Source organism: Streptomyces sp. WAC 01529 (genome assembly GCF_003945545.1).
GTDB lineage: Bacteria > Actinomycetota > Actinomycetes > Streptomycetales > Streptomycetaceae > Streptomyces > Streptomyces anatolicus.
Genome location: NZ_CP029617.1, coordinates 6,684,825 through 6,701,948 on the forward strand (window position 1 = coordinate 6,684,825; position 17,124 = coordinate 6,701,948).

A 17,124-nucleotide genomic window follows, 5' to 3' on the forward strand; every position below is an offset into this window, starting at 1 on the left:
CCGTCCCCCGGGTCGTGCAGCCAACGCAGCATCCCAAATCCCGCGACTTCGCGGGTGCCCCTGTGAACCTTGGGAGTAGGCACCATGACCCAGTCGTCAGTGGAGCCCAAGACCACCGCAGAGGACGCGGGCAACGGCTCTCGCGTCCCGGCCGGCCGGTCTTGGCTCGATCGGTACTTTCACATATCCAAGAGAGGGTCCACGGTCGCGCGCGAAGTGCGCGGCGGCGTCACCACCTTCATGGCGATGGCGTACATCCTCCTGCTCAACCCCGTGATCCTCTCCGGCAAGGACGTCGCGGGCGACAGCATGGCCACCAAGGCCGTGATCACCGCGACCGCGTTCGCCGCGGCCCTCACCACCCTCCTGATGGGCTTCGTCGGCAAGGTGCCGCTGGCCCTCGCCGCCGGACTCTCCGTCTCCGGCGTGATCTCCTCGCAGGTCGCACCCGAGATGACCTGGCCGCAGGCCATGGGCATGTGCGTGATGTACGGCGTGGTGATCATGCTTCTCGTGGTCACCGGGCTCCGCGAGATGATCATGAACGCGATCCCACTCGCCCTCAAGCACGGCATCACCATGGGCATCGGCCTCTTCATCGCCATCATCGGCCTGGTCAAGGGCGGCTTCGTCCACCCGGGCAAGGCCACCCCGCTCTCGCTCGGCCCCGCCGGTGAACTCTCCGGCTGGCCCGTCCTGCTCTTCGCGGGCACCCTGCTGCTCATCTTCATGCTCCAGGCGCGCAACATCCCCGGCGCGATCCTGATCGGCATCATCACCGGCACCGTCGTCGCCGTCATCCTCAACGCCATGGATGTCATCGCCCCCGACCAGTGGGCCAACGGCGCCCCCGAGCTGCACGGCGGCGCCATCTCGTCGCCGGACTTCTCGCTCTTCGGTGACGTCGAGTTCGGCGGCTGGGGCGAAGTCGGCGCGATGACCGTCGGCATGATCGTCTTCACGCTCGTGCTCGCCGGGTTCTTCGACGCGATGGCCACCATCATCGGCGTCGGCACCGAGGCCAACCTCGCCGACGAGAAGGGCCGCATGCCCGGCCTGTCCAAGGCGCTGTTCATCGACGGCGCCGGCGGCGCCATCGGCGGCGTGGCGGGCGGCTCCGGCCAGACCGTCTTCGTCGAGTCCGCGACCGGCGTCGGCGAAGGCGCCCGCACCGGCCTCGCCTCGGTCGTCACCGGCCTGTTCTTCGCGGCCTGCCTCTTCTTCACGCCGCTCACCGCGATCGTGCCGCAGGAGGTCGCGTCCGCCGCGCTCGTCGTCATCGGAGCGATGATGATGATGAACGCCCGGCACGTCGACTGGGCCGACCGCGCCACCGCCATCCCGGTCTTCCTGACCGTCGTGCTCATGCCCTTCACGTACACCATCACCACCGGTGTCGCGGCGGGCGTCATCTCCTGGGTCGCCATCAAGATCGCCCAGGGGAAGGCCCGCGAGATCGGCGCCTTCATGTGGGGCCTGACGGTGATCTTCATCGTCTACTTCGCCCTCAACCCCATCGAAGGATGGCTGGGCGTCCACTGACGTCCGGACCCTCCGCACATCCGCAGAGCCTGAGGAGGCCGCACATGCTGGACATCGCCGACGAGCTGAACCGGTGGGTCGAGCAGGGACGTGACTTCGCCGTCGCCACCGTGGTGGCGGTCGGCGGGAGCGCGCCCCGGCAACCCGGTGCCGCGCTCGCGGTCGACGCCGAAGGCACCGCCATCGGCTCGGTCTCCGGGGGATGTGTGGAGGGCGCGGTCTACGAGCTGTGCCAACAGGCGCTCCAGGACGGCGAACCCGTGCTCGAACGTTTCGGCTACAGCGACGAGGACGCCTTCGCCGTCGGCCTGACCTGCGGCGGAATCATCGACATCCTCGTCACCCCGGTCCGCGCGGACTCCGCGTCCCGGCCGGTGCTCGCCGCCGCCCTCGCCGCCGCCTCCTCGGGGGAGGCGGCGGCGGTCGCCCGCATCACCTCCGGGCCCGCCGACCTCATGGGCCGCGCCCTCCTCGTCCGTCCTTCGGGTGCGTACGAGGGTGGCCTCGGCGGCCACCCGGAGCTGGACCGCACGGTGGCGGGGGAGGCCCGCGCCCTCCTCGACGCGGGCCGCACCGCGACCGTGGAGATCGGCGAGGACGGCTCGCGGTGCGGATCGCCGCTGGTCGTCCTCGTGGAGTCCAGCGTGCCGCCGCCCCGCATGATCGTGTTCGGCGCCATCGACTTCGCCTCCGCGCTGGTGCGGATCGGCAAGTTCCTCGGCTACCACGTGACCGTGTGCGACGCGCGGCCCGTCTTCGCGACGCCGACCCGCTTCCCCGACGCCGACGAGATCGTCGTCGAGTGGCCCCACAAGTACCTGGAGAACACCGACGTCGACGCCCGCACCGTGCTGTGCGTGCTGACCCACGACGCCAAGTTCGACGTACCGCTGCTGCGCCTCGCGCTGCGGCTGCCCGTCGCCTATGTCGGCGCGATGGGCTCGCGCCGCACCCACGAGGACCGCAACGTCCGGCTGCGCGAGGTCGGCGTCACCGACCTGGAGCTGGCGCGGCTGAGGTCGCCCATCGGGCTCGACCTCGGCGCTCGTACGCCCGAGGAGACCGCCCTGTCCATCGCCGCGGAGATCGTCGCCAACCGGCGGGGCGGCAGCGGGGTCTCGCTCACCGGGGCGCACACGCCCATCCATCACGACGGCACCCGCGGGCCCGCGGGACGCATCGGCTCGGTCGCCTGAGCCGCGCTTCCTGTCGCGACCTAGGCCGTGGGCGGCGCGGTCGCGGTGAGCCGGTCCACCACCCGGCCGAACATCCGCCGGGCCGCGAAGGCCAGGACCCCGTCGAACAGCCGCGGCAGCCACCGCACGGCCAGCTCCTCCTGCCAGAGCACCGTGGAGCCCCCGGCGGACGAGGGGCGCACCTCGAACTCCGCCCAGCCCGTCACGAACGAGCCCCGCTTCTCCAGCCGGCACCGCCCGGGTGAGGCGCCCTGCGGCGGCCGCCAGTCGACGACCTCCATCGGATCGTCGAAGCCGAGGGGGCCGAGCGCGCTGCGGGCGACGAAGACCGTGCCCACGCGCGTGGGCGGGGGAGTGCGGACCGTGACGCGGGTGAGCGGTACGGCCTCGCCGTGCCGTTCCCACGTGGTCACACGGCGCCACGCCTCGGCGGCGGGCAGGGACGTTCGCCTGGCGAACCGGAAGAGAGCCACGCCGCTGAGCCTAGTTCCAGCCGGTGCGTGCGGCGTGTGATCAGCGGTAGACCTTGCCCGGCTCGGCCTTGCCCGGCGCGAGCAGCTGGGAGACCGTCACGAAGACGTAGCCGCGCTTCTTCAGCTCGGCGATGACGCCAGGCACGGCGGGCACGGTGCCCTTGTAGATGTCGTGCAGCAGGATGATGCCGTCCCGCTTCGTCTGGTCGATGACCCGCTTCTCGATCAGCCGGGAGTCATTGGTCGTGTAGTCCTTGGCCGTGACGGTCCACAGGACCTCCGAGAGGCCCAGCTCCTTGGAGAGCTTGTTGACGTCGGCGTCGGTGCGGCCCTGCGGCGGGCGCATCAGCGTCGGCTTCTTCCCTATGAGCTTCTCTATCGCCTCGTTGGGGCGCTCCAGCTCGCGGCGCGCCTCCTCGGGCCCGATCTTCGTGAGGATCTTGTGCGACCAGGTGTGGCTGGCGACCTCGTGACCCTCGGCGTCCATCTGCCGCACCAGCTCGGGGTACTTCTCGATGTGGTTCCTGCCGAGCGTGAAGAAGGTGGCGGGGACCTTCTCGTCCTTGAGGATCTTGAGCAGGCGGGGCGTGTTCTCGCTGGGCCCCGCGTCGAAGGTCAGCGCCACGCACTTGGCCGCGCGGCAGTCGACCGTGCCGAACTTCCCCCGGTCCGCGGCCTTGGCGTCCGCGGCGGCCTTGCGGACGGTGCTGGGGGACTCGGTGTCGAGCTTGGTGCACCCGGTCAGCGCGAGGACGAGAGCCGCCCCCGCCGCGAGGACGGGGGCGGTGCGAGGCAACCTCGGCGGGGTCCGTCTCGTCTTGAAGGCAGCGGAAGGCATGTTCACGGAAGGCATGTGAGCACTATACACACCGCGTATACACGGGGTGCATAGTTGCCCAGGCCCCTGGTCGGCGATCAGGCCCGGGTGGATCCGGTCCGGCCCGCGTGAATTCCGGGCCGAAGCGATACCGCTGACCGGGGGAATTCACCCGGCCCGGGAAAGAGATTTCCGGTCGCAAGTTTCGGCGGGTGAATCGTCAGGCGTAATCTTCAGCTATTTTTCGGGTGGGGCGGGTACAACACTCATATGAAATCCATGGAGTGGGAACTTGCCATCTCACACACCGCCGCCCTCCTGATGTGGATCGCCGGCGTCGTGGTGGTCGCGGTTCTTCTCGGCGCCTTTTTCTGGGGGCAGCGGGTTCGCGCGCGCGAGCCCCGGCCACCGCGTCCGGACGAACAGCCGAAGATGCCCGAGGGCGGCCCCGTGCGGGAGATCCGGGAGTACCGCGACGCGGACGACGTGTCGAGCGAGGACGGCCACCGGCTCACCCCGCACGAGCTGAAGGGTGGGTACGGCCAGTCGAGCACGCACCCCAGCCCCTCGCAGGACCCCGCCGATCACCGCAAGGGCGACGGCGGCAGCTTTGGCAGCGGCGGCCTCGGCAGCTGACCGCGCCCCGGTGCTCGTGCCCTGCGGGGTGCGAGCGGCCGCCGGGGCCGCTCAGGCGCGGCGGTCGGCGGAGGCGGCGACCGCCGCGGCTCCCTCGTGCCCGTGACCCCGCAGGTGGTAGACGTTGAACGCCTTGCGGATGACGGGCTGGGCGACGTTGCGGACGGGTACGCCGCCGCTGGTCATGCCGTGCTCGGTCCCCGCGTGCGCGTGGCCGTGCACCGCCAGGTCCGCGCCCGCCGCGTCGACCGCCTCCGCCAGCAGATAGCTGCCGAGGAACGGATAGATCTCCAGCGGTTCGCCCGCGAGCGTGTCCGGCACCGGCGCGAAGTGCGTGAGCGCCACCCTCGTATCGCACCCCTGTTCGGCAAGCTCTTCCAGTGAGGCCCGCAGCCCCTCGGCGCAGCGGCGGGTGTACCGGATGAACTCCTTCATCAGGGGTTCCCCGAACTCGCTCCCACTGCGGCCCACGAACCCACCGCCGAACCCCTTGGTGCCCGCGACGCCCACCCGCGCCCCGTCGACCTCGACGACCGTGCTCTGCCCTTCGAGCACCTGTACGCCGGCGTCGCGCAGGACGGCGGTGACCTCCTCGGGCCGCTCCTCGTGATGGTCGTGGTTGCCGAGCACGGCGATGACCGGCACCGGCAGATCCGCCACCTCGCGCGCCACCACCCGGGCCTCGTCCGGAGTGCCGTGCCGGGTGAGGTCCCCGGCGAGAAGCAGCAGGTCGGCACAGTCGTGCAGCGTTTCGAAGGCGGGCCTGAGCAGTCCCTGACTGTCGGCCCCCATGTGGATGTCCCCCACGGCCGCGACGCGGATCATACGACTTCCTCCGGGTGGTCCGGGGCCGCCGATCCGGCGACCACGACATCGAAGTGCACTGTCTGCCCGGCCAGTTCCTCGTGCACGGTACGGAGCAACTCCTCGCGGCAGTGCGATGAGGGGACGGTCCCGACGACCGCCACGGACGAGCCGCGGGCCTCGACGCGTATGCCGAGTTCACCCAGCTCCTCCGCGGCGAGCCTTTCCTTCAAATGGGCGATGCGGTATTCGACGTTGGCTTGCTCGTTCATCGGTCTCCTCCTCGCGGGGCGACGTCCGATGCGTGGGGCGATGCGTTATGCGGGGCGCCATACGGTGCGTTATGCGGTGCGCCGTGCGGTGCGATGACTTCCAGGCGTTCCAGCAGATAGAGGAAAGCGGCCGGCATCGGCGCGTCACCGCATTCGCCGCGTACCGCCTCCCAGTCGACCATCTCGCGCAGCTGCCGCGCGATCGGCAGTACAGCGCCGAAGTCGCAGTGGTGCTCGGAGAACGCGGCGAGCAGCGCCCGCATCAGATCGGTCGGTGCGAGGACCGGCATGCGCACCGAGTCCACCGGCAGCTCCACGGCCCGCCCCAGCAGCTCCGCGGTGACCGGCTGGTGGGCCAGTTCGAAGATGAGGTCGATGTCCTGGCCCAGGCACTTGGCCTTGAGGAGCCAGTCCTCGGGCGGCGCGTACACCGTCAGACCGGCCTCCTCCAGCGTGGCCGCGACCGGCCCGGCGTCCTCGGGCCTGATGCAGAAGTCGGCGTCGTGCTGGAGGTTGCCGGTCCCGCCGTGGGCGTAGACGGCGACGCTGCCGGCGAGGGCGAAATCGTGCTCGTGGCGCTTGAGGATGGCGGCGACCTGCTTGGTCGCCTCCAGGATGGCCTGGTTCAGGTCGGGCGGAAGCTCGTCCGCGCACACCTCGTGGTGCGGGGACCCTCCGAGCACTCCCGCCGCCGGACGCAGCTCGGTCACCGGCTTGCGTCCGTCCCCGTCGGGAGTGGTCTCTTCTGCGTTCGGCGTCACCTGCTGCTCCGTTTCCGGACGCCGGCTGCTGCACTGTCGTCGTGCAGGTCGGCGGTCTCCGACGATCGCTGCCTCAGGCAGCACCGGTACCCGGACCGCCGGGTTCGACACGGGTCATTTCTCCGTGCGGCACCGTGGCGCACAAATGTGCGCGATGTTGGATTTCCCTTATACCGCAGGGGCGGCCACGCCACCTCTCCGCGCGACGCGGAGGCCAGGGGACCCGGGACCAACAGGCCAGGGGCGCGGCTCATTGGGCGCGGCTCAAGGGCGCCGCCACTCGTCGCTCCGCAGATGCGATCCGGCCTGCGGTCCCATCCGCACCATGCCGCCGTCCGCGATCCAGGACGCGCCGGTCACGTACGAGGCGTCGGGCCCGGCGAGGAAGGCGATGACGGCGGCGATCTCGCGGGCGTCACCGGGGCGCCCGAGCGGGATGCCGGGCCGGCGCACACCGTGTACGTCCGTGTCCTCCTGGCCCGTCATGGGCGTGGCGATCTCGCCGGGGGCGACGGCGTTGACCGTGATGCCGTGCTCGGCGAGTTCCAGGGCCATCACCTGCGTGAGCAGCCCGAGACCGCCCTTGGCGGCGCAGTAGGGGGCCGCGCCCACGCGGGGCTGGTGCTCGTGCACGGAGGTCACGTTGACGATGCGGCCGCCGTCGCCCTGCCGGATCATGCGGCGCGCGGCGCGCTGGCCGCACAGGAAGGGGCCGATGAGGTCGACGTCGATGACCTGCCTGACGGTCTCGTGCTCCAGGTCGAGGAAGGGGGTCGCGGTACCCGTACCGGCGTTGTTCACCAGGACGTCGATCCGCCCAAGCCGCTCCGCGAGGTCGTCGATGACGTCCGCGGCATCGGGCAGCCGGGTCAGGTCCATCTGGGCGACGGCCGCGCGCCGGCCGTGCCTGCCCACCTCCTCGGCCGTCCTCTCGGCGCCTTCCCGGTCGCCGTGCCAGGTGATCCCGACATCCATGCCGGCCTCGGCGAGCCGGACGGCGGTGGCCCTGCCGATGCCGGAGTCCGCGCCGGTGATGACGGCCACTCCGGTGGCGGAAGCGGTGGGGACGGTCATGGAGCCTCCTGGTCGTTGCGGAGTCGGCGTGAAACGGACCGCTCGCCTGCCTTGAGCGGACTGCCGATGGGTACCCGGGGAGCAGGGCGTTCAGCCTATAACTCGCTTAGCGTGGGAAACCGGAGCATAAGGAACGTACAACGCACACGGGTCGAAGGAGTCGACGATCGTGACGGACGTATCGAGCAAGGGCCCCGCCTCGGGCGACGAGCGCGAGACGCTCACCAACCGGCAGGGCCACCCGGTCTACGACAACCAGAACCAGCGCACCGTCGGCGCCCGCGGCCCGGCGACGCTGGAGAACTACCAGTTCCTCGAGAAGATCAGCCACTTCGACCGCGAGCGCATCCCCGAGCGTGTCGTCCACGCCCGCGGCGTCACCGCGTACGGCTACTTCGAGGCGTACGGCTCCCTGGGCGACGACCCCATCGGCCGCTTCACCCGCGCCAAGCTCTTCCAGGAGCGCGGCAAGCGTACGGACGTCGCCGTGCGCTTCTCCACGGTGATCGGCGGCCGCGACTCGTCGGAGGCGGCCCGTGACCCGCGCGGCTTCGCGGTGAAGTTCTACACCGAGGACGGCAACTGGGACCTGGTCGGCAACAACCTGGGTGTGTTCTTCATCCGGGACGCGATCAAGTTCCCCGACGTCATCCACGCCCTCAAGCCGGACCCCGTGACCTTCGAGCAGCAGCCGCGGCGGATCTTCGACTTCATGTCGCAGACCCCCGAGTCCATGCACATGCTGGTCAACCTCTTCAGCCCGCGCGGCATCCCCTCGGACTACCGCCACATGCAGGGCTTCGGCGTCAACACGTACAAGTGGGTCAACGACCAGGGGGAGTCCCTCCTGGTGAAGTACCACTGGATGCCCAAGCAGGGCGTCCGCAGCATGACCGAGGAGGACGCGGCGAACGTACAGGCCGACGGCCTCGGGCACGCCACCAAGGACCTGTACGAGTCGATCGCGCGCGGCGACCACCCGGAGTGGGAGCTGCTCGTCCAGGTGATGGAGGACCACGACCACCCCGAGCTGGACTTCGACCCGCTCGACGACACCAAGACCTGGCCCGAGCAGGACTTCCCGCCGAAGGCGGTCGGCCGGATGGTGCTCGACCGGATGCCGGAGAACTACTTCGCGGAGAACGAGCAGATCTCGTTCGGCACCGGCGTCCTGGTGGACGGCCTCGACTTCTCCGACGACAAGATGCTGGTGGGCCGCACGTTCTCCTACAGCGACACCCAGCGCTACCGGGTCGGCCCCAACTACCTCCAGCTGCCCGTCAACCAGGCCAAGAACGCCCGCGTGCGCACCAACCAGCGCGACGGCCTGATGACCTACCAGGTCGACGGCGGCGGCGAGAACCCCCTCGTCAACTACGAGCCGTCCATCACCGGCGGGCTCCGGGAGGCGCAGTATCCGACCCACGACGAGCAGGGTCCGGAGATCCACGGCAGGCTCACGCGCAAGCGGATCCCGCGTACGAACGACTACCTCCAGGCAGGTCAGCGGTACTGCCTGATGGAGCAGTGGGAGCGGGACGACCTCGTCAAGAACTTCGTCGACCTGCTCTCCCAGTGCCCCCGGGAGATCCAGGAACGGATGGTCTGGCACTTCCTGCTCGTCGAGAACGAGCTGGGCCTCAAGGTCGGCGAGGGCCTCGGCATCGGCCCGAAGGACGTGGCGGGCCTCCAGCCGCTGGCCGGCCAGGACCTGACGGACGAGGACCGCAAGCGCCTCGCCAACCTGGGCGACAACCCGCCGCGCGATGTCAGCGGGCTGACGATGACGCACTGCGTGCCGAACGAGAGGCACGTCGTCACGCGGTGAGCCCTTACGCGGAGACTGCGGGCGCCCGCCTCGGGCCACCCGCAGTCCCTGTACTGCTCTACTGCTCTACTGCTGGGGCTTCGCTCAGCCAGGGCCCGCCCGGTAAGCCGCCGTCCTGCCGTGACCGGCGGCCGAGCCCTCTTCCGCACGGGTCGCCGCGCTGGCGGCCAGGCCGAGCAGCAGCGCCACCGCGCCGCAGATGATGTTGCTGACCACGGACCTGGTGGTGCTCATGTCACCCGCCACGACCCACGGGGCGACGATCGTCCACAGCCCCAGCGCACAAGCGGCCCACGCCATGCTGTGGGTGCGTTCGTACGCTCGGCCGAAGCCGCCGCTCATCAGCAGGGCGTAGGCGATGCCGACGATGAGGTTGACGACCGTCAGCCTCGCCAGGCCGTCGAAGCCCACGATCCAGGGCGAGGCGGCCAGGTAGAGGCCGGTGAGGAAGGCCATCGTCTCGACGGCTTGCACTTTCGGTGTGCTCGCCGCGCGCTCGGCGATCTCATGACGAGCGCGGATGTCGACGATGTCGGGATGCGTCTCCATCGATGACGGGGACCTGGGGGACGTTGTCATTACGCCCACCTCCAGCTGAGTGGTGGTACTTGGTGCGTGTGGTTCCAGATGTGGGGGGCCGCGTGTACCGATGCACGCGGCCGAACCAGGACGCGGGCCGACGCGGTGGTCCACGGACTCATCGGCCGGCTCAGGCATGGCGATCACCATCCAGAGTACTCGCGGAGACGGCCGCGGGCGCGGCGCGAGAACCGGTCCCCGACCCGCCGCCGGACCGGTACGGATAGCCTCCGGGGATGGATGTGCGACTGGCCGCGTATGCCGTCTCCGTCGAGGCCGGACGAGCGGCTCCCGTCCCGGTCGGCGGCCTGATCCGGCACTGAGGTCGCGTCGGCGCCGGGTGGCTCACTCGTACTGGCGGCAGCGGCCCGGGAAGGCGTTCTGGACGCGGGCGGTGAGGAGGTCGAGGGCGGCGCGGGAGGCGGTGGCGTCGGGCTCGGAGCCTAGCTGGAGGGCCAGGCCCTCGGTCAGGCAGTGGAGTTCGAGCGCGGCGAGGCCGTGGTCGGTGTCCTGCGGGACCTCGCCGCACTCCTTTCCGTTCCGAACGGCCGTGGCGAGCATCGAGCGGATGAGCCGGCCCGTCTCGGCGTGGGACCGGGCGAGGCGCGGATTGTCGACAGTGCGGCCGAGGAAGGCCAGGGTCACCCGGTGCGCGGAGCGGCGGCGCGGATCCACCGGCAGCCACTCGGCGAGCCCTTCGACGACCACGTCGCGGATCGGCAGCTGTTGGCGCGTGGCGCGTTCGCCGAGCGTCGAGACGCGGTCGAGGATCTTCTGGACGACGCGTTCATGGGTGAAGAGCAGCATCTCGTCCTTGGTGGGGAAGTAGTGCTGCACATTGCCGACGGAGAAACCCACCGCCGCGGCGGTCCGCGCCACGGTGACCCGGTCCAGGCCCTGTTCGGTGATCAGTTCCTGTACGGCGTCGGCGACCTGGACGCGCCGTGCTTGATGATCGACGACCTTCGGCATGCCGTCAGAGTAGCCGCCCCCAGGCCTTGTCGGACCCCATAACCATATGCTCATATGGTGAAAACCGTCGGCGGATCAGGGGGTGGCTATGCATGGGGCCGGGTGGCTGCGGCGCACGCGCATACGAGAGTTGGCGCGGGCATTACTCGTGGCGGTCATGGTGGTGGTTGTGGTGGCGGGCGGGGTGGGTCCCGCCCCGCCCGTCGCGGCGGGCGAGGCCGGGGGAGCGAGAGGGACACGCGCCGAGACCGACGCGGGGGACTGGTCCAAGGTGGACGCCTTCGTCCGTGACCGGCTGGACGCGACGGAGACACCCGGCGCCGCGCTGGCCGTGATCGAGGGCGGCCGTGTCGTGCACCGGCGCGCCTTCGGTGAGGACGGCAGGGGCCGGGCCGTCACGCCGGACACGCCGTTCCTGTGGGGCTCGGTGTCCAAGCCGGTCACCGGCGTGGCCGTGATGCAACTGGTGGAGGCCGGCCGGGTGGACCTCGACGCGCCGGTGCGGACGTATCTGCCCTGGTTCCGGCTCGCCGACCGGGGCGCGTCCGAGCGCATCACGGTGCGCCACCTGCTCACCAATACCAGTGGTATCCCCGCCTCCGCCTCCGCCGTGATCGGGGACCGCTACGACAACGCCCCGGGCGCCCTCACCACCGCTGCCCGCGCCCTCGCGCGCATCGAACCCGCGGGCCGCCCCGGCGAGTCGTACGCCTACTCCAGCGCCGGATACGTCGTACTCGGCGCACTGGTCGAGACCGTGTCGGGACGGCCGTTCGGCACCTATCTGCACGAGCGGATCCTCGGCCCGCTCGGCATGGAGCACGCCGTCGCCACCGAGCGGGACTTCGTGCGTGAGCGGGTGGCTCCCGGTCACCGTTCCGTCTTCGGTACGCCTGTGGCGTTCGACGCGCCCTACGACACCTCAGGCGTCCCCTACGGCCATATCGGCGGCAGCGTAAGGGACTTGGCCCGCTTCGTCCTCGCTCAGCTGGGCGGGGGCGAGCTGGACGGCCGACGGGTGCTCTCCGCGAAGGGGGTGGCCGAGACCCAGCGTGGTCAGGTCGACAGCGACGTCGACCGTTTCGGCCTCGGCTGGTCGGTCGGCACGCTCGAAGGGACGGACGAGCGCATGGTGTGGAAGTCCGGCTCGCTGCCCGGCCACGACGCCATGGTCGTCATGCTGCCCGACAGCGGCCGGGCGGTGATCGTCCTGCAGAACGCCTTCCATCTTCCGCGGGCCGAGGAGTTCCACGACGCCGCCTTCGGCGTGGCACGGCTGCGGTCCGGCGTGGACCCGGGCAGCACGCCGGCAGACCCGCTCGCCACCGCCCTGCCTTGGGGCGTGACCGCTCTCGGCGCGGTGCTGTCGCTGTGCGCCGCCGCCCCGTTCCTGCGCCTCCTGCCCGGTCGGCGCGCCGCGGCCCGCGCCCGCGCCCGTGCCCGCTCCCGGCGCAGGATCGTCCTCACCGCCCTGGTGCAGGTCACTGCCGCACTGGCCATGGCGGCGGTGTTGTGGCGGCTGCCCGCGGCCTTCGGCGGAACGGTGTCGATGGTGCTGCTGTGGCTCCCCGACGTGGGATGGGGCCTGGTCGCCACCTTCGTACTCGCGCTGCTCCTCGCGCTGGAACGCACGGTCCTGGCGGTCGTGGACCTCAGGACCGCCCGGGCGCGGTGACGGCCCTGACCTCACATGCCGGCCGGAACCGGGCGCCGTACCGAGCGGGGACCGGCCCGGTAGCCCCCGCCCCCGTCCAGGCGCACGATGGAGATAGCGCGAACGCGCATGTCGGAAGGAGGTGTGGCGCCATGTCCCAGTTCATGGACGTCCACCACGGGATGAAGGGCATCACGGCCGACGACCTGAAGCAGGCGCACCAGGCCGACCTCGCCATCGAGAAGGAAGAAGGCGTCCACTTCCAGAAGGCGTGGGCGGATCCGGAGTCCGGCACGGTCTACTGCCTCTCCGAGGCGCCCTCGGCCGACGCGGTCCAGCGCATACACGAGCGCGCCGGTCACCGCGCCGACGAGGTCCACGCGGTCCCCCTCACCGTGTGAACGAAGTCCCTGGGCCCGGCCCCGGAGGGGCGCAGGGTCAGACGGTCAGGCGGCCGATTTCCTGGGGGTCGATGCCGGTCAGCTGGGCGATGCGGGGCGCGGGGACGCCCGCGGTGAGCGCCCGGTGGACGAGGGCCTCCCAGTCCTGGGTCGTCTCCCGGAATTCGAGCAGCTCGCTCTCCACGTCCGTGACGGCCTGCGGCGCGCACTCCTGCTGAACCCGCACCGCCTCCTCTTCGCTCAGCGGCACGGGCAGGCGCTCGGCGTCCTCGGGGATGAATGCCTCCGCGTCGGCGGGCAGGATCCTCACCTGCTCCGAGGCCGCCGAGACCTCGTGGGCCTGCAACCAGCCGTGCACGGCAGGGGTTTCGGTGCATTCCAGGGTGCCGACGGCGGCGAGTGCCGCCCCCAGCCGGGGGTGCCGGTCAGGAAGGAGGAACAGGTAAGCGTCATCGGCCATCGCGGGGGAATCGCCTTCTCGATCGGACATCACAGCAGAGCCGCCCCGATGCTAGCGCCCCGCGTTACCCCCCAGCGACCTACACCAGTTCGGGTTGGGGTTCCGGTGGGAGCGCCGGTGCGGCCTTCGGCTCCCACAGCCTGGTGGTCCGTACGTAGCCGTAGATCACCGAGAGCATCGCCAGTATGAGAAGTGGCCCGAACACCGCCGGCCTCTGGGCCATTTCCATCGGCAGGTAGCGGTACGACACCAGGAGCGCGGCGAAGACGCTCGTACCGTAGGCGACCAGCTGGAGTCCCGACCGGTCCCACCCGCGGTCGTACGTGCGCAGCCCCGCCTCGACGGTGAGCGCGAAGACCACACCGGCGATGAGGTCCACGCCGTAGTGGTAGCCGAAGCCCAGCGTCGCGCTGAGCGTGGCGACGAGCCAGAACGTCCCGGCGTACCGCAGAAGGCGTGGCCCCTTGCGGGAGTGGATGAAGATCGCGGTCGCCCACGCCGTGTGCAGGCTGGGCACGCAGTTGCGGGGGGTGATCCCGTCGTACGGGACCGGGTGCGGGGCGCTGATCGGCGGCGGCGTGTGCGGCCACAGGTCCGCGACCGCCCACTGCAGGCCGCCCGTGCCGGAGGTGCCCGGGCCGTAGGCGAAGATCGGGCCGACCACCGGGAAGATCATGTAGATGCCCGGTCCGAGGAGGCCGATCAGCAGGAAGGTGCGCACCAGGTGGTGGCGCGGGAAGCGGCGCTCGGCCGCCACATTGCGGAGCTGGTACAGGGCGACGACGATCGCGGCCACCGCGAGCTGGGCGTAGACGAGGTCGAGCACATACGTGCTGACCGGGCCGGTGGCCTCCAGTATTCGGCCCGCGAGCCACGACGGGTTGCCCAGGGCGTGATCGGCGGTCGCCACGTACGGGTCGAGCACGGTGGGGTGGGCCTTGGACGTGATGAGCAGCCAGGTGTCACCGGTCTTGCGGCCGGCCACGAGGAGCAGGCCGAGGCCGACGCCCTTCAGGAGCAGCGCGCGTTCCTCGCCGGTGCGGCGGGTGAGCGCGAAGACCGCGCAGCCCAGCATCGCCCACAGGGCGCCGTTGCCGAAGAAGTGGTCCTCGGGCACCTCGGCGCCGACCGCCCACCGCACGCCCACGAAGACGAGGTCGATGCCGATCGCCGCACCGGCCGCGATGAACCGCTGCCGCCAGCTGAGCACCACCATCATCAACGCGAGGCCGCCGTACAGCGGTCCCGGTTTGGGCGGGAAGATGATCTCTCGCGCCTGGTTGGTGAGGGGCCCCGGTACGCCGCCGTAGTGACGCGCGGCGATCTCCAGGGTGATGAGGAACCCGAGGCCCACCACACACGCCGTGCCCCACAGGATCGCTCGCCCCCGCGAAACTACAGGTATCAATTCTTCGACCGATTGTTAGACGCTGTTCGGATGCCCGATCATGCCATCGCCCGGTCGTCGTCCTGGGCCGAGGGGTGCGATCGCGGGCCCGGCCCGGCCACGCGCAGACTCGTGGCAGACGTCCACCACGATCACGTCCACGAGAGAGGCAACCTTCGCGGGCAGGACCGGATCACCCCTGACGATCAGCGGGGTCCGTGACGGTGGGGGAGGCGGGGTTCGGGATGCTTCCCGAGGGGGCGTACTGGGCGTACTGCGCGGCCTGGGCGGTGAACATGGCCGCGTAACGGCCCCCGGCGGCCATGAGTTCGTCGTGGCTGCCCTGCTCGGCGAGGCGCCCGTGGTGGAGGACGTGGATGCGGTCGGCGTGGCGGACGCCGGACATGCGGTGGGTGACGAGGATGACGGCCCGGTGGGGGGCGGCGAGTCGGCGGATGCGGTCGAAGGCTTCGATCTCGGCCTCGGGGTCGAGCGCGGAGGTGGGTTCGTCGACGATGAGGACACCGTCCGCCTGCGAGGTGGAGCTGCGCCAGTGGGTGCGGGCGAGCCCCATCTTCTGCCATTCGCCGCCGGACAGTTCGATGGCCCCGCGGAACATGCGGGCCAGCAGGCTCTGCAGTCCGTCGGGGAGCTTGGCGATGACGGGGCCCGCCCCGGCGTACTCCACCGAGGGCTGGAGGTCGTGGGGCGCGGCGCTGTGGGCGGGGCGGCCGAGGCGGATGTTCATCGCGGCGGTCACGGGCCAGCGCTGGAAGTCCTGGGTGAGCAGGCAGACGCGGGCGAAGACCTGGGAGCGGTCGAGGTCGTCGATGTCCGCCCCGCCCCACCGCAGGGTGCCCTCCTGGGGCAGCAGCAGGCCCGAGAGGATCTTCATCAGCGTGCTCTTGCCGGAGCCGTTCTCGCCCACGACGGCGGTGACCGAGCCCATGGGGAGGGTGAGCGTCACCTCGTTCAGCGCCGGGGTGTCACGGTCGGGGTAGCGGTAGGTGACACGGTCCAGTACGACCTGGTCGATCCGCTCGGGGACCGGGGCGCCGCCCTCGGGGATGACGCGCTGCGCGGCCTGGGTGAGGAAGCGTCCGTGGTCGCGGACGTACAGGGACTCCTCGTGCAGCTGGTTCACGTTCATCACCAGCGCGCCCAGACCGGCCGAGCCGGTCCGTACGGCGATCACGGCGGTGCCCGCGACGGCGAGGCTCATGTGCCCGTTCGTGATCAGCCAGAACATGGTCCCGTACGTCGCCGCCATGGCGAGGCCGGAGAGCGCGGCGGCGACCCACTCGGTGAGCGCCTTGCTGGTGGCCAGCCGCTCCTGTTCGGATTCGGCGCTCTCCGCCATCCGCTGGTACCGGCCGAGCAGGAAGGCGCCGACGGCGTGGATGCGCACCTCCTGGGCGGCGCTGCGCTCGGTGAGGAGGTTGCCGATGAGGCGGCTGGCCCGCACGTGCTCGACCCAGCCGATCCGTGACACGTAACGCTCCTGCGCCACGCGCATGGCGCCCCAGCCGCGGGGAGCGGCGATGAGGATCAGCATGGGCAGCAGGGCGGGGTGCAGGACGGTGAGCACGCCCGCCGTGGTGATCAGTGAGATGACGCCGTTGAGCGCGGCGACGCAGGCGCCGATCATGCGGCGGGCGGAGGCCGGGCCGTACTGCGCGATGTCGATGAGCCGGCGGAAGTCGGGGTCGTCGATGGCTTCCAGTTCGACGGAGGCCGCGGCGGCCAGGTACTGGGTGGTCGCGATCCGTTCGACGAGCGGTTCCAGGCGCCCGGCCCGGGACGTGGACCAAGCGGCCAGGGCGGAGTTGACGACGGCGACCGCCGCGGCGGCGAACAGACCGGGCAGCAGGGCGTGCAGCCGCTCGGTGGCGCCACCGGTACCGCCGAGCAGCGCGTGCATGACGGCGTTGACGGCGAGCAGGCCGACGGCCGCGGCGATGCCCTGGCCGACCTCGCTGATCGCCACCGCGACGAGCGCCCGCCGGTCGGCCTGCCACGCCATGCGCAGCGTCACCCCGATCAGCGACGGCATGGAGCGCAGCGCGGACCTCATCGTCAAGTCCAGTGTGGCGTGCTCGTGTTGGGACCAGCCCATGTCGTAGCGCAAGGGGCCGCCGAACAGTTCCCGTTCGGCGTCGGAGATCTTGGGTTCGGCCATCCGTACCCGTCCGAAGAACCTCTTCACAGGGCGTCTCCTCCCGAGCTGGGCCAGCTCCGTGTCCACGGACAGGTGATCGGATAACTGAG

Annotated in this window: 17 protein-coding genes; 6 read left to right on the top strand and 11 right to left on the bottom strand. The window is 70.8% G+C overall.

Translation table 11 applies throughout. The features are described from left to right. The first annotated feature begins 84 nt into the window (after positions 1-84). Positions 85-1,542, top strand: coding sequence for an NCS2 family permease (locus tag DMA15_RS29740; protein WP_125515804.1), 1,458 nt, complete (start codon positions 85-87; stop codon positions 1,540-1,542). A 44-nt stretch (positions 1,543-1,586) separates the two neighbouring features. Further along, positions 1,587-2,738 (top strand): XdhC/CoxI family protein, encoded by a 1,152-nt coding sequence (locus DMA15_RS29745; protein ID WP_125515805.1) that lies wholly within the window; start codon positions 1,587-1,589, stop codon positions 2,736-2,738. A gap of 20 nt (positions 2,739-2,758) precedes the next feature. Here the strand turns inward: DMA15_RS29745 and DMA15_RS29750 are convergent, their stop codons facing one another. Together DMA15_RS29750 and DMA15_RS29755 are read right to left on the bottom strand one after the other, a co-directional pair. Then, positions 2,759-3,211, bottom strand: coding sequence for an SRPBCC family protein (locus DMA15_RS29750; protein ID WP_125515806.1), 453 nt, complete (start codon positions 3,209-3,211; stop codon positions 2,759-2,761). A 40-nt stretch (positions 3,212-3,251) separates the two neighbouring features. Beyond that, positions 3,252-4,049, bottom strand: coding sequence for a polysaccharide deacetylase family protein (locus tag DMA15_RS29755; RefSeq protein ID WP_125518079.1), 798 nt, complete (start codon positions 4,047-4,049; stop codon positions 3,252-3,254). 258 nt (positions 4,050-4,307) lie between these two features. Between DMA15_RS29755 and DMA15_RS29760 the strand changes: the two genes are divergently transcribed. Next, entirely contained in the window at positions 4,308-4,664 is a 357-nt protein-coding gene (locus DMA15_RS29760) for a DUF6479 family protein (RefSeq protein ID WP_240660008.1), read from the top strand. A gap of 51 nt (positions 4,665-4,715) precedes the next feature. On the opposite strand, the gene DMA15_RS29765 is transcribed toward DMA15_RS29760, so the two are convergent. The 4 genes from DMA15_RS29765 to DMA15_RS29780 all read right to left on the bottom strand — a co-directional run bounded on the left by DMA15_RS29765 (position 4,716) and on the right by DMA15_RS29780 (position 7,575). Further along, the gene (locus DMA15_RS29765; RefSeq protein WP_125515808.1) at positions 4,716-5,489 is read right to left on the bottom strand and encodes a metallophosphoesterase; all 774 of its coding nucleotides are present in this window, start codon (positions 5,487-5,489) and stop codon (positions 4,716-4,718) included. Then, positions 5,486-5,740, bottom strand: coding sequence for a hypothetical protein (locus tag DMA15_RS29770; RefSeq protein ID WP_125515809.1), 255 nt, complete (start codon positions 5,738-5,740; stop codon positions 5,486-5,488). The genes DMA15_RS29765 and DMA15_RS29770 overlap by 4 nt, the downstream gene beginning before the upstream one ends. Further along, positions 5,737-6,441, bottom strand: coding sequence for a hypothetical protein (locus DMA15_RS29775; RefSeq protein WP_240660293.1), 705 nt, complete (start codon positions 6,439-6,441; stop codon positions 5,737-5,739). The genes DMA15_RS29770 and DMA15_RS29775 overlap by 4 nt, the downstream gene beginning before the upstream one ends. 324 nt (positions 6,442-6,765) lie before the next feature. Then, positions 6,766-7,575 (bottom strand): SDR family oxidoreductase, encoded by an 810-nt coding sequence (locus DMA15_RS29780; protein ID WP_125515810.1) that lies wholly within the window; start codon positions 7,573-7,575, stop codon positions 6,766-6,768. A gap of 169 nt (positions 7,576-7,744) precedes the next feature. Between DMA15_RS29780 and DMA15_RS29785 the strand changes: the two genes are divergently transcribed. Then, positions 7,745-9,403 carry a catalase gene (locus tag DMA15_RS29785; RefSeq protein WP_125515811.1) on the top strand — a complete coding sequence of 553 codons (1,659 nt, stop codon included), beginning with the start codon at positions 7,745-7,747 and terminating at the stop codon, positions 9,401-9,403. A gap of 84 nt (positions 9,404-9,487) precedes the next feature. On the opposite strand, the gene DMA15_RS29790 is transcribed toward DMA15_RS29785, so the two are convergent. Next, positions 9,488-9,952 (bottom strand): SPW repeat protein, encoded by a 465-nt coding sequence (locus DMA15_RS29790; RefSeq protein ID WP_125515812.1) that lies wholly within the window; start codon positions 9,950-9,952, stop codon positions 9,488-9,490. Positions 9,953-10,327: 375 nt separating this feature from the next. Beyond that, positions 10,328-10,954: a TetR/AcrR family transcriptional regulator gene (locus DMA15_RS29795; protein WP_164551849.1), complete on the bottom strand. Its 627-nt coding sequence runs from the start codon at positions 10,952-10,954 to the stop codon at positions 10,328-10,330. Between the two features lie 88 nt (positions 10,955-11,042). Between DMA15_RS29795 and DMA15_RS29800 the strand changes: the two genes are divergently transcribed. Then, positions 11,043-12,629: a serine hydrolase domain-containing protein gene (locus DMA15_RS29800; protein WP_240660295.1), complete on the top strand. Its 1,587-nt coding sequence runs from the start codon at positions 11,043-11,045 to the stop codon at positions 12,627-12,629. Between the two features lie 131 nt (positions 12,630-12,760). Then, a complete protein-coding gene (locus tag DMA15_RS29805; RefSeq protein WP_125515815.1) occupies positions 12,761-13,009 on the top strand; it encodes an SCO4226 family nickel-binding protein in 249 nt (82 codons plus the stop codon). A 37-nt stretch (positions 13,010-13,046) separates the two neighbouring features. Here the strand turns inward: DMA15_RS29805 and DMA15_RS29810 are convergent, their stop codons facing one another. The 3 genes from DMA15_RS29810 to DMA15_RS29820 all read right to left on the bottom strand — a co-directional run bounded on the left by DMA15_RS29810 (position 13,047) and on the right by DMA15_RS29820 (position 17,035). After that, positions 13,047-13,469, bottom strand: a complete 423-nt coding sequence (locus DMA15_RS29810) for a DUF6003 family protein (RefSeq protein ID WP_125515816.1) — start codon at positions 13,467-13,469, stop codon at positions 13,047-13,049. A gap of 79 nt (positions 13,470-13,548) precedes the next feature. Next, positions 13,549-14,847, bottom strand: a complete 1,299-nt coding sequence (locus tag DMA15_RS29815; RefSeq protein ID WP_125518080.1) for a phosphatase PAP2 family protein — start codon at positions 14,845-14,847, stop codon at positions 13,549-13,551. A 202-nt stretch (positions 14,848-15,049) separates the two neighbouring features. Beyond that, positions 15,050-17,035, bottom strand: coding sequence for an ABC transporter ATP-binding protein (locus DMA15_RS29820; protein WP_164551963.1), 1,986 nt, complete (start codon positions 17,033-17,035; stop codon positions 15,050-15,052). Positions 17,036-17,124 lie beyond the last annotated feature (89 nt).

Coding starts and splice junctions, on each gene's coding strand:
- DMA15_RS29810 (WP_125515816.1), bottom strand. CDS start 13,469: ATGGCCGATGACGCTTACCTGTTCCTCCTTCCTGACCGGCACCCCCGG.
- DMA15_RS29790 (WP_125515812.1), bottom strand. CDS start 9,952: ATGGAGACGCATCCCGACATCGTCGACATCCGCGCTCGTCATGAGATC.
- DMA15_RS29760 (WP_240660008.1), top strand. CDS start 4,308: ATGGAGTGGGAACTTGCCATCTCACACACCGCCGCCCTCCTGATGTGG.
- DMA15_RS29740 (WP_125515804.1), top strand. CDS start 85: ATGACCCAGTCGTCAGTGGAGCCCAAGACCACCGCAGAGGACGCGGGC.
- DMA15_RS29820 (WP_164551963.1), bottom strand. CDS start 17,035: ATGGCCGAACCCAAGATCTCCGACGCCGAACGGGAACTGTTCGGCGGC.
- DMA15_RS29765 (WP_125515808.1), bottom strand. CDS start 5,489: ATGATCCGCGTCGCGGCCGTGGGGGACATCCACATGGGGGCCGACAGT.
- DMA15_RS29745 (WP_125515805.1), top strand. CDS start 1,587: ATGCTGGACATCGCCGACGAGCTGAACCGGTGGGTCGAGCAGGGACGT.
- DMA15_RS29795 (WP_164551849.1), bottom strand. CDS start 10,954: ATGCCGAAGGTCGTCGATCATCAAGCACGGCGCGTCCAGGTCGCCGAC.
- DMA15_RS29755 (WP_125518079.1), bottom strand. CDS start 4,049: ATGCCTTCCGCTGCCTTCAAGACGAGACGGACCCCGCCGAGGTTGCCT.
- DMA15_RS29805 (WP_125515815.1), top strand. CDS start 12,761: ATGTCCCAGTTCATGGACGTCCACCACGGGATGAAGGGCATCACGGCC.
- DMA15_RS29770 (WP_125515809.1), bottom strand. CDS start 5,740: ATGAACGAGCAAGCCAACGTCGAATACCGCATCGCCCATTTGAAGGAA.
- DMA15_RS29780 (WP_125515810.1), bottom strand. CDS start 7,575: ATGACCGTCCCCACCGCTTCCGCCACCGGAGTGGCCGTCATCACCGGC.
- DMA15_RS29800 (WP_240660295.1), top strand. CDS start 11,043: ATGCATGGGGCCGGGTGGCTGCGGCGCACGCGCATACGAGAGTTGGCG.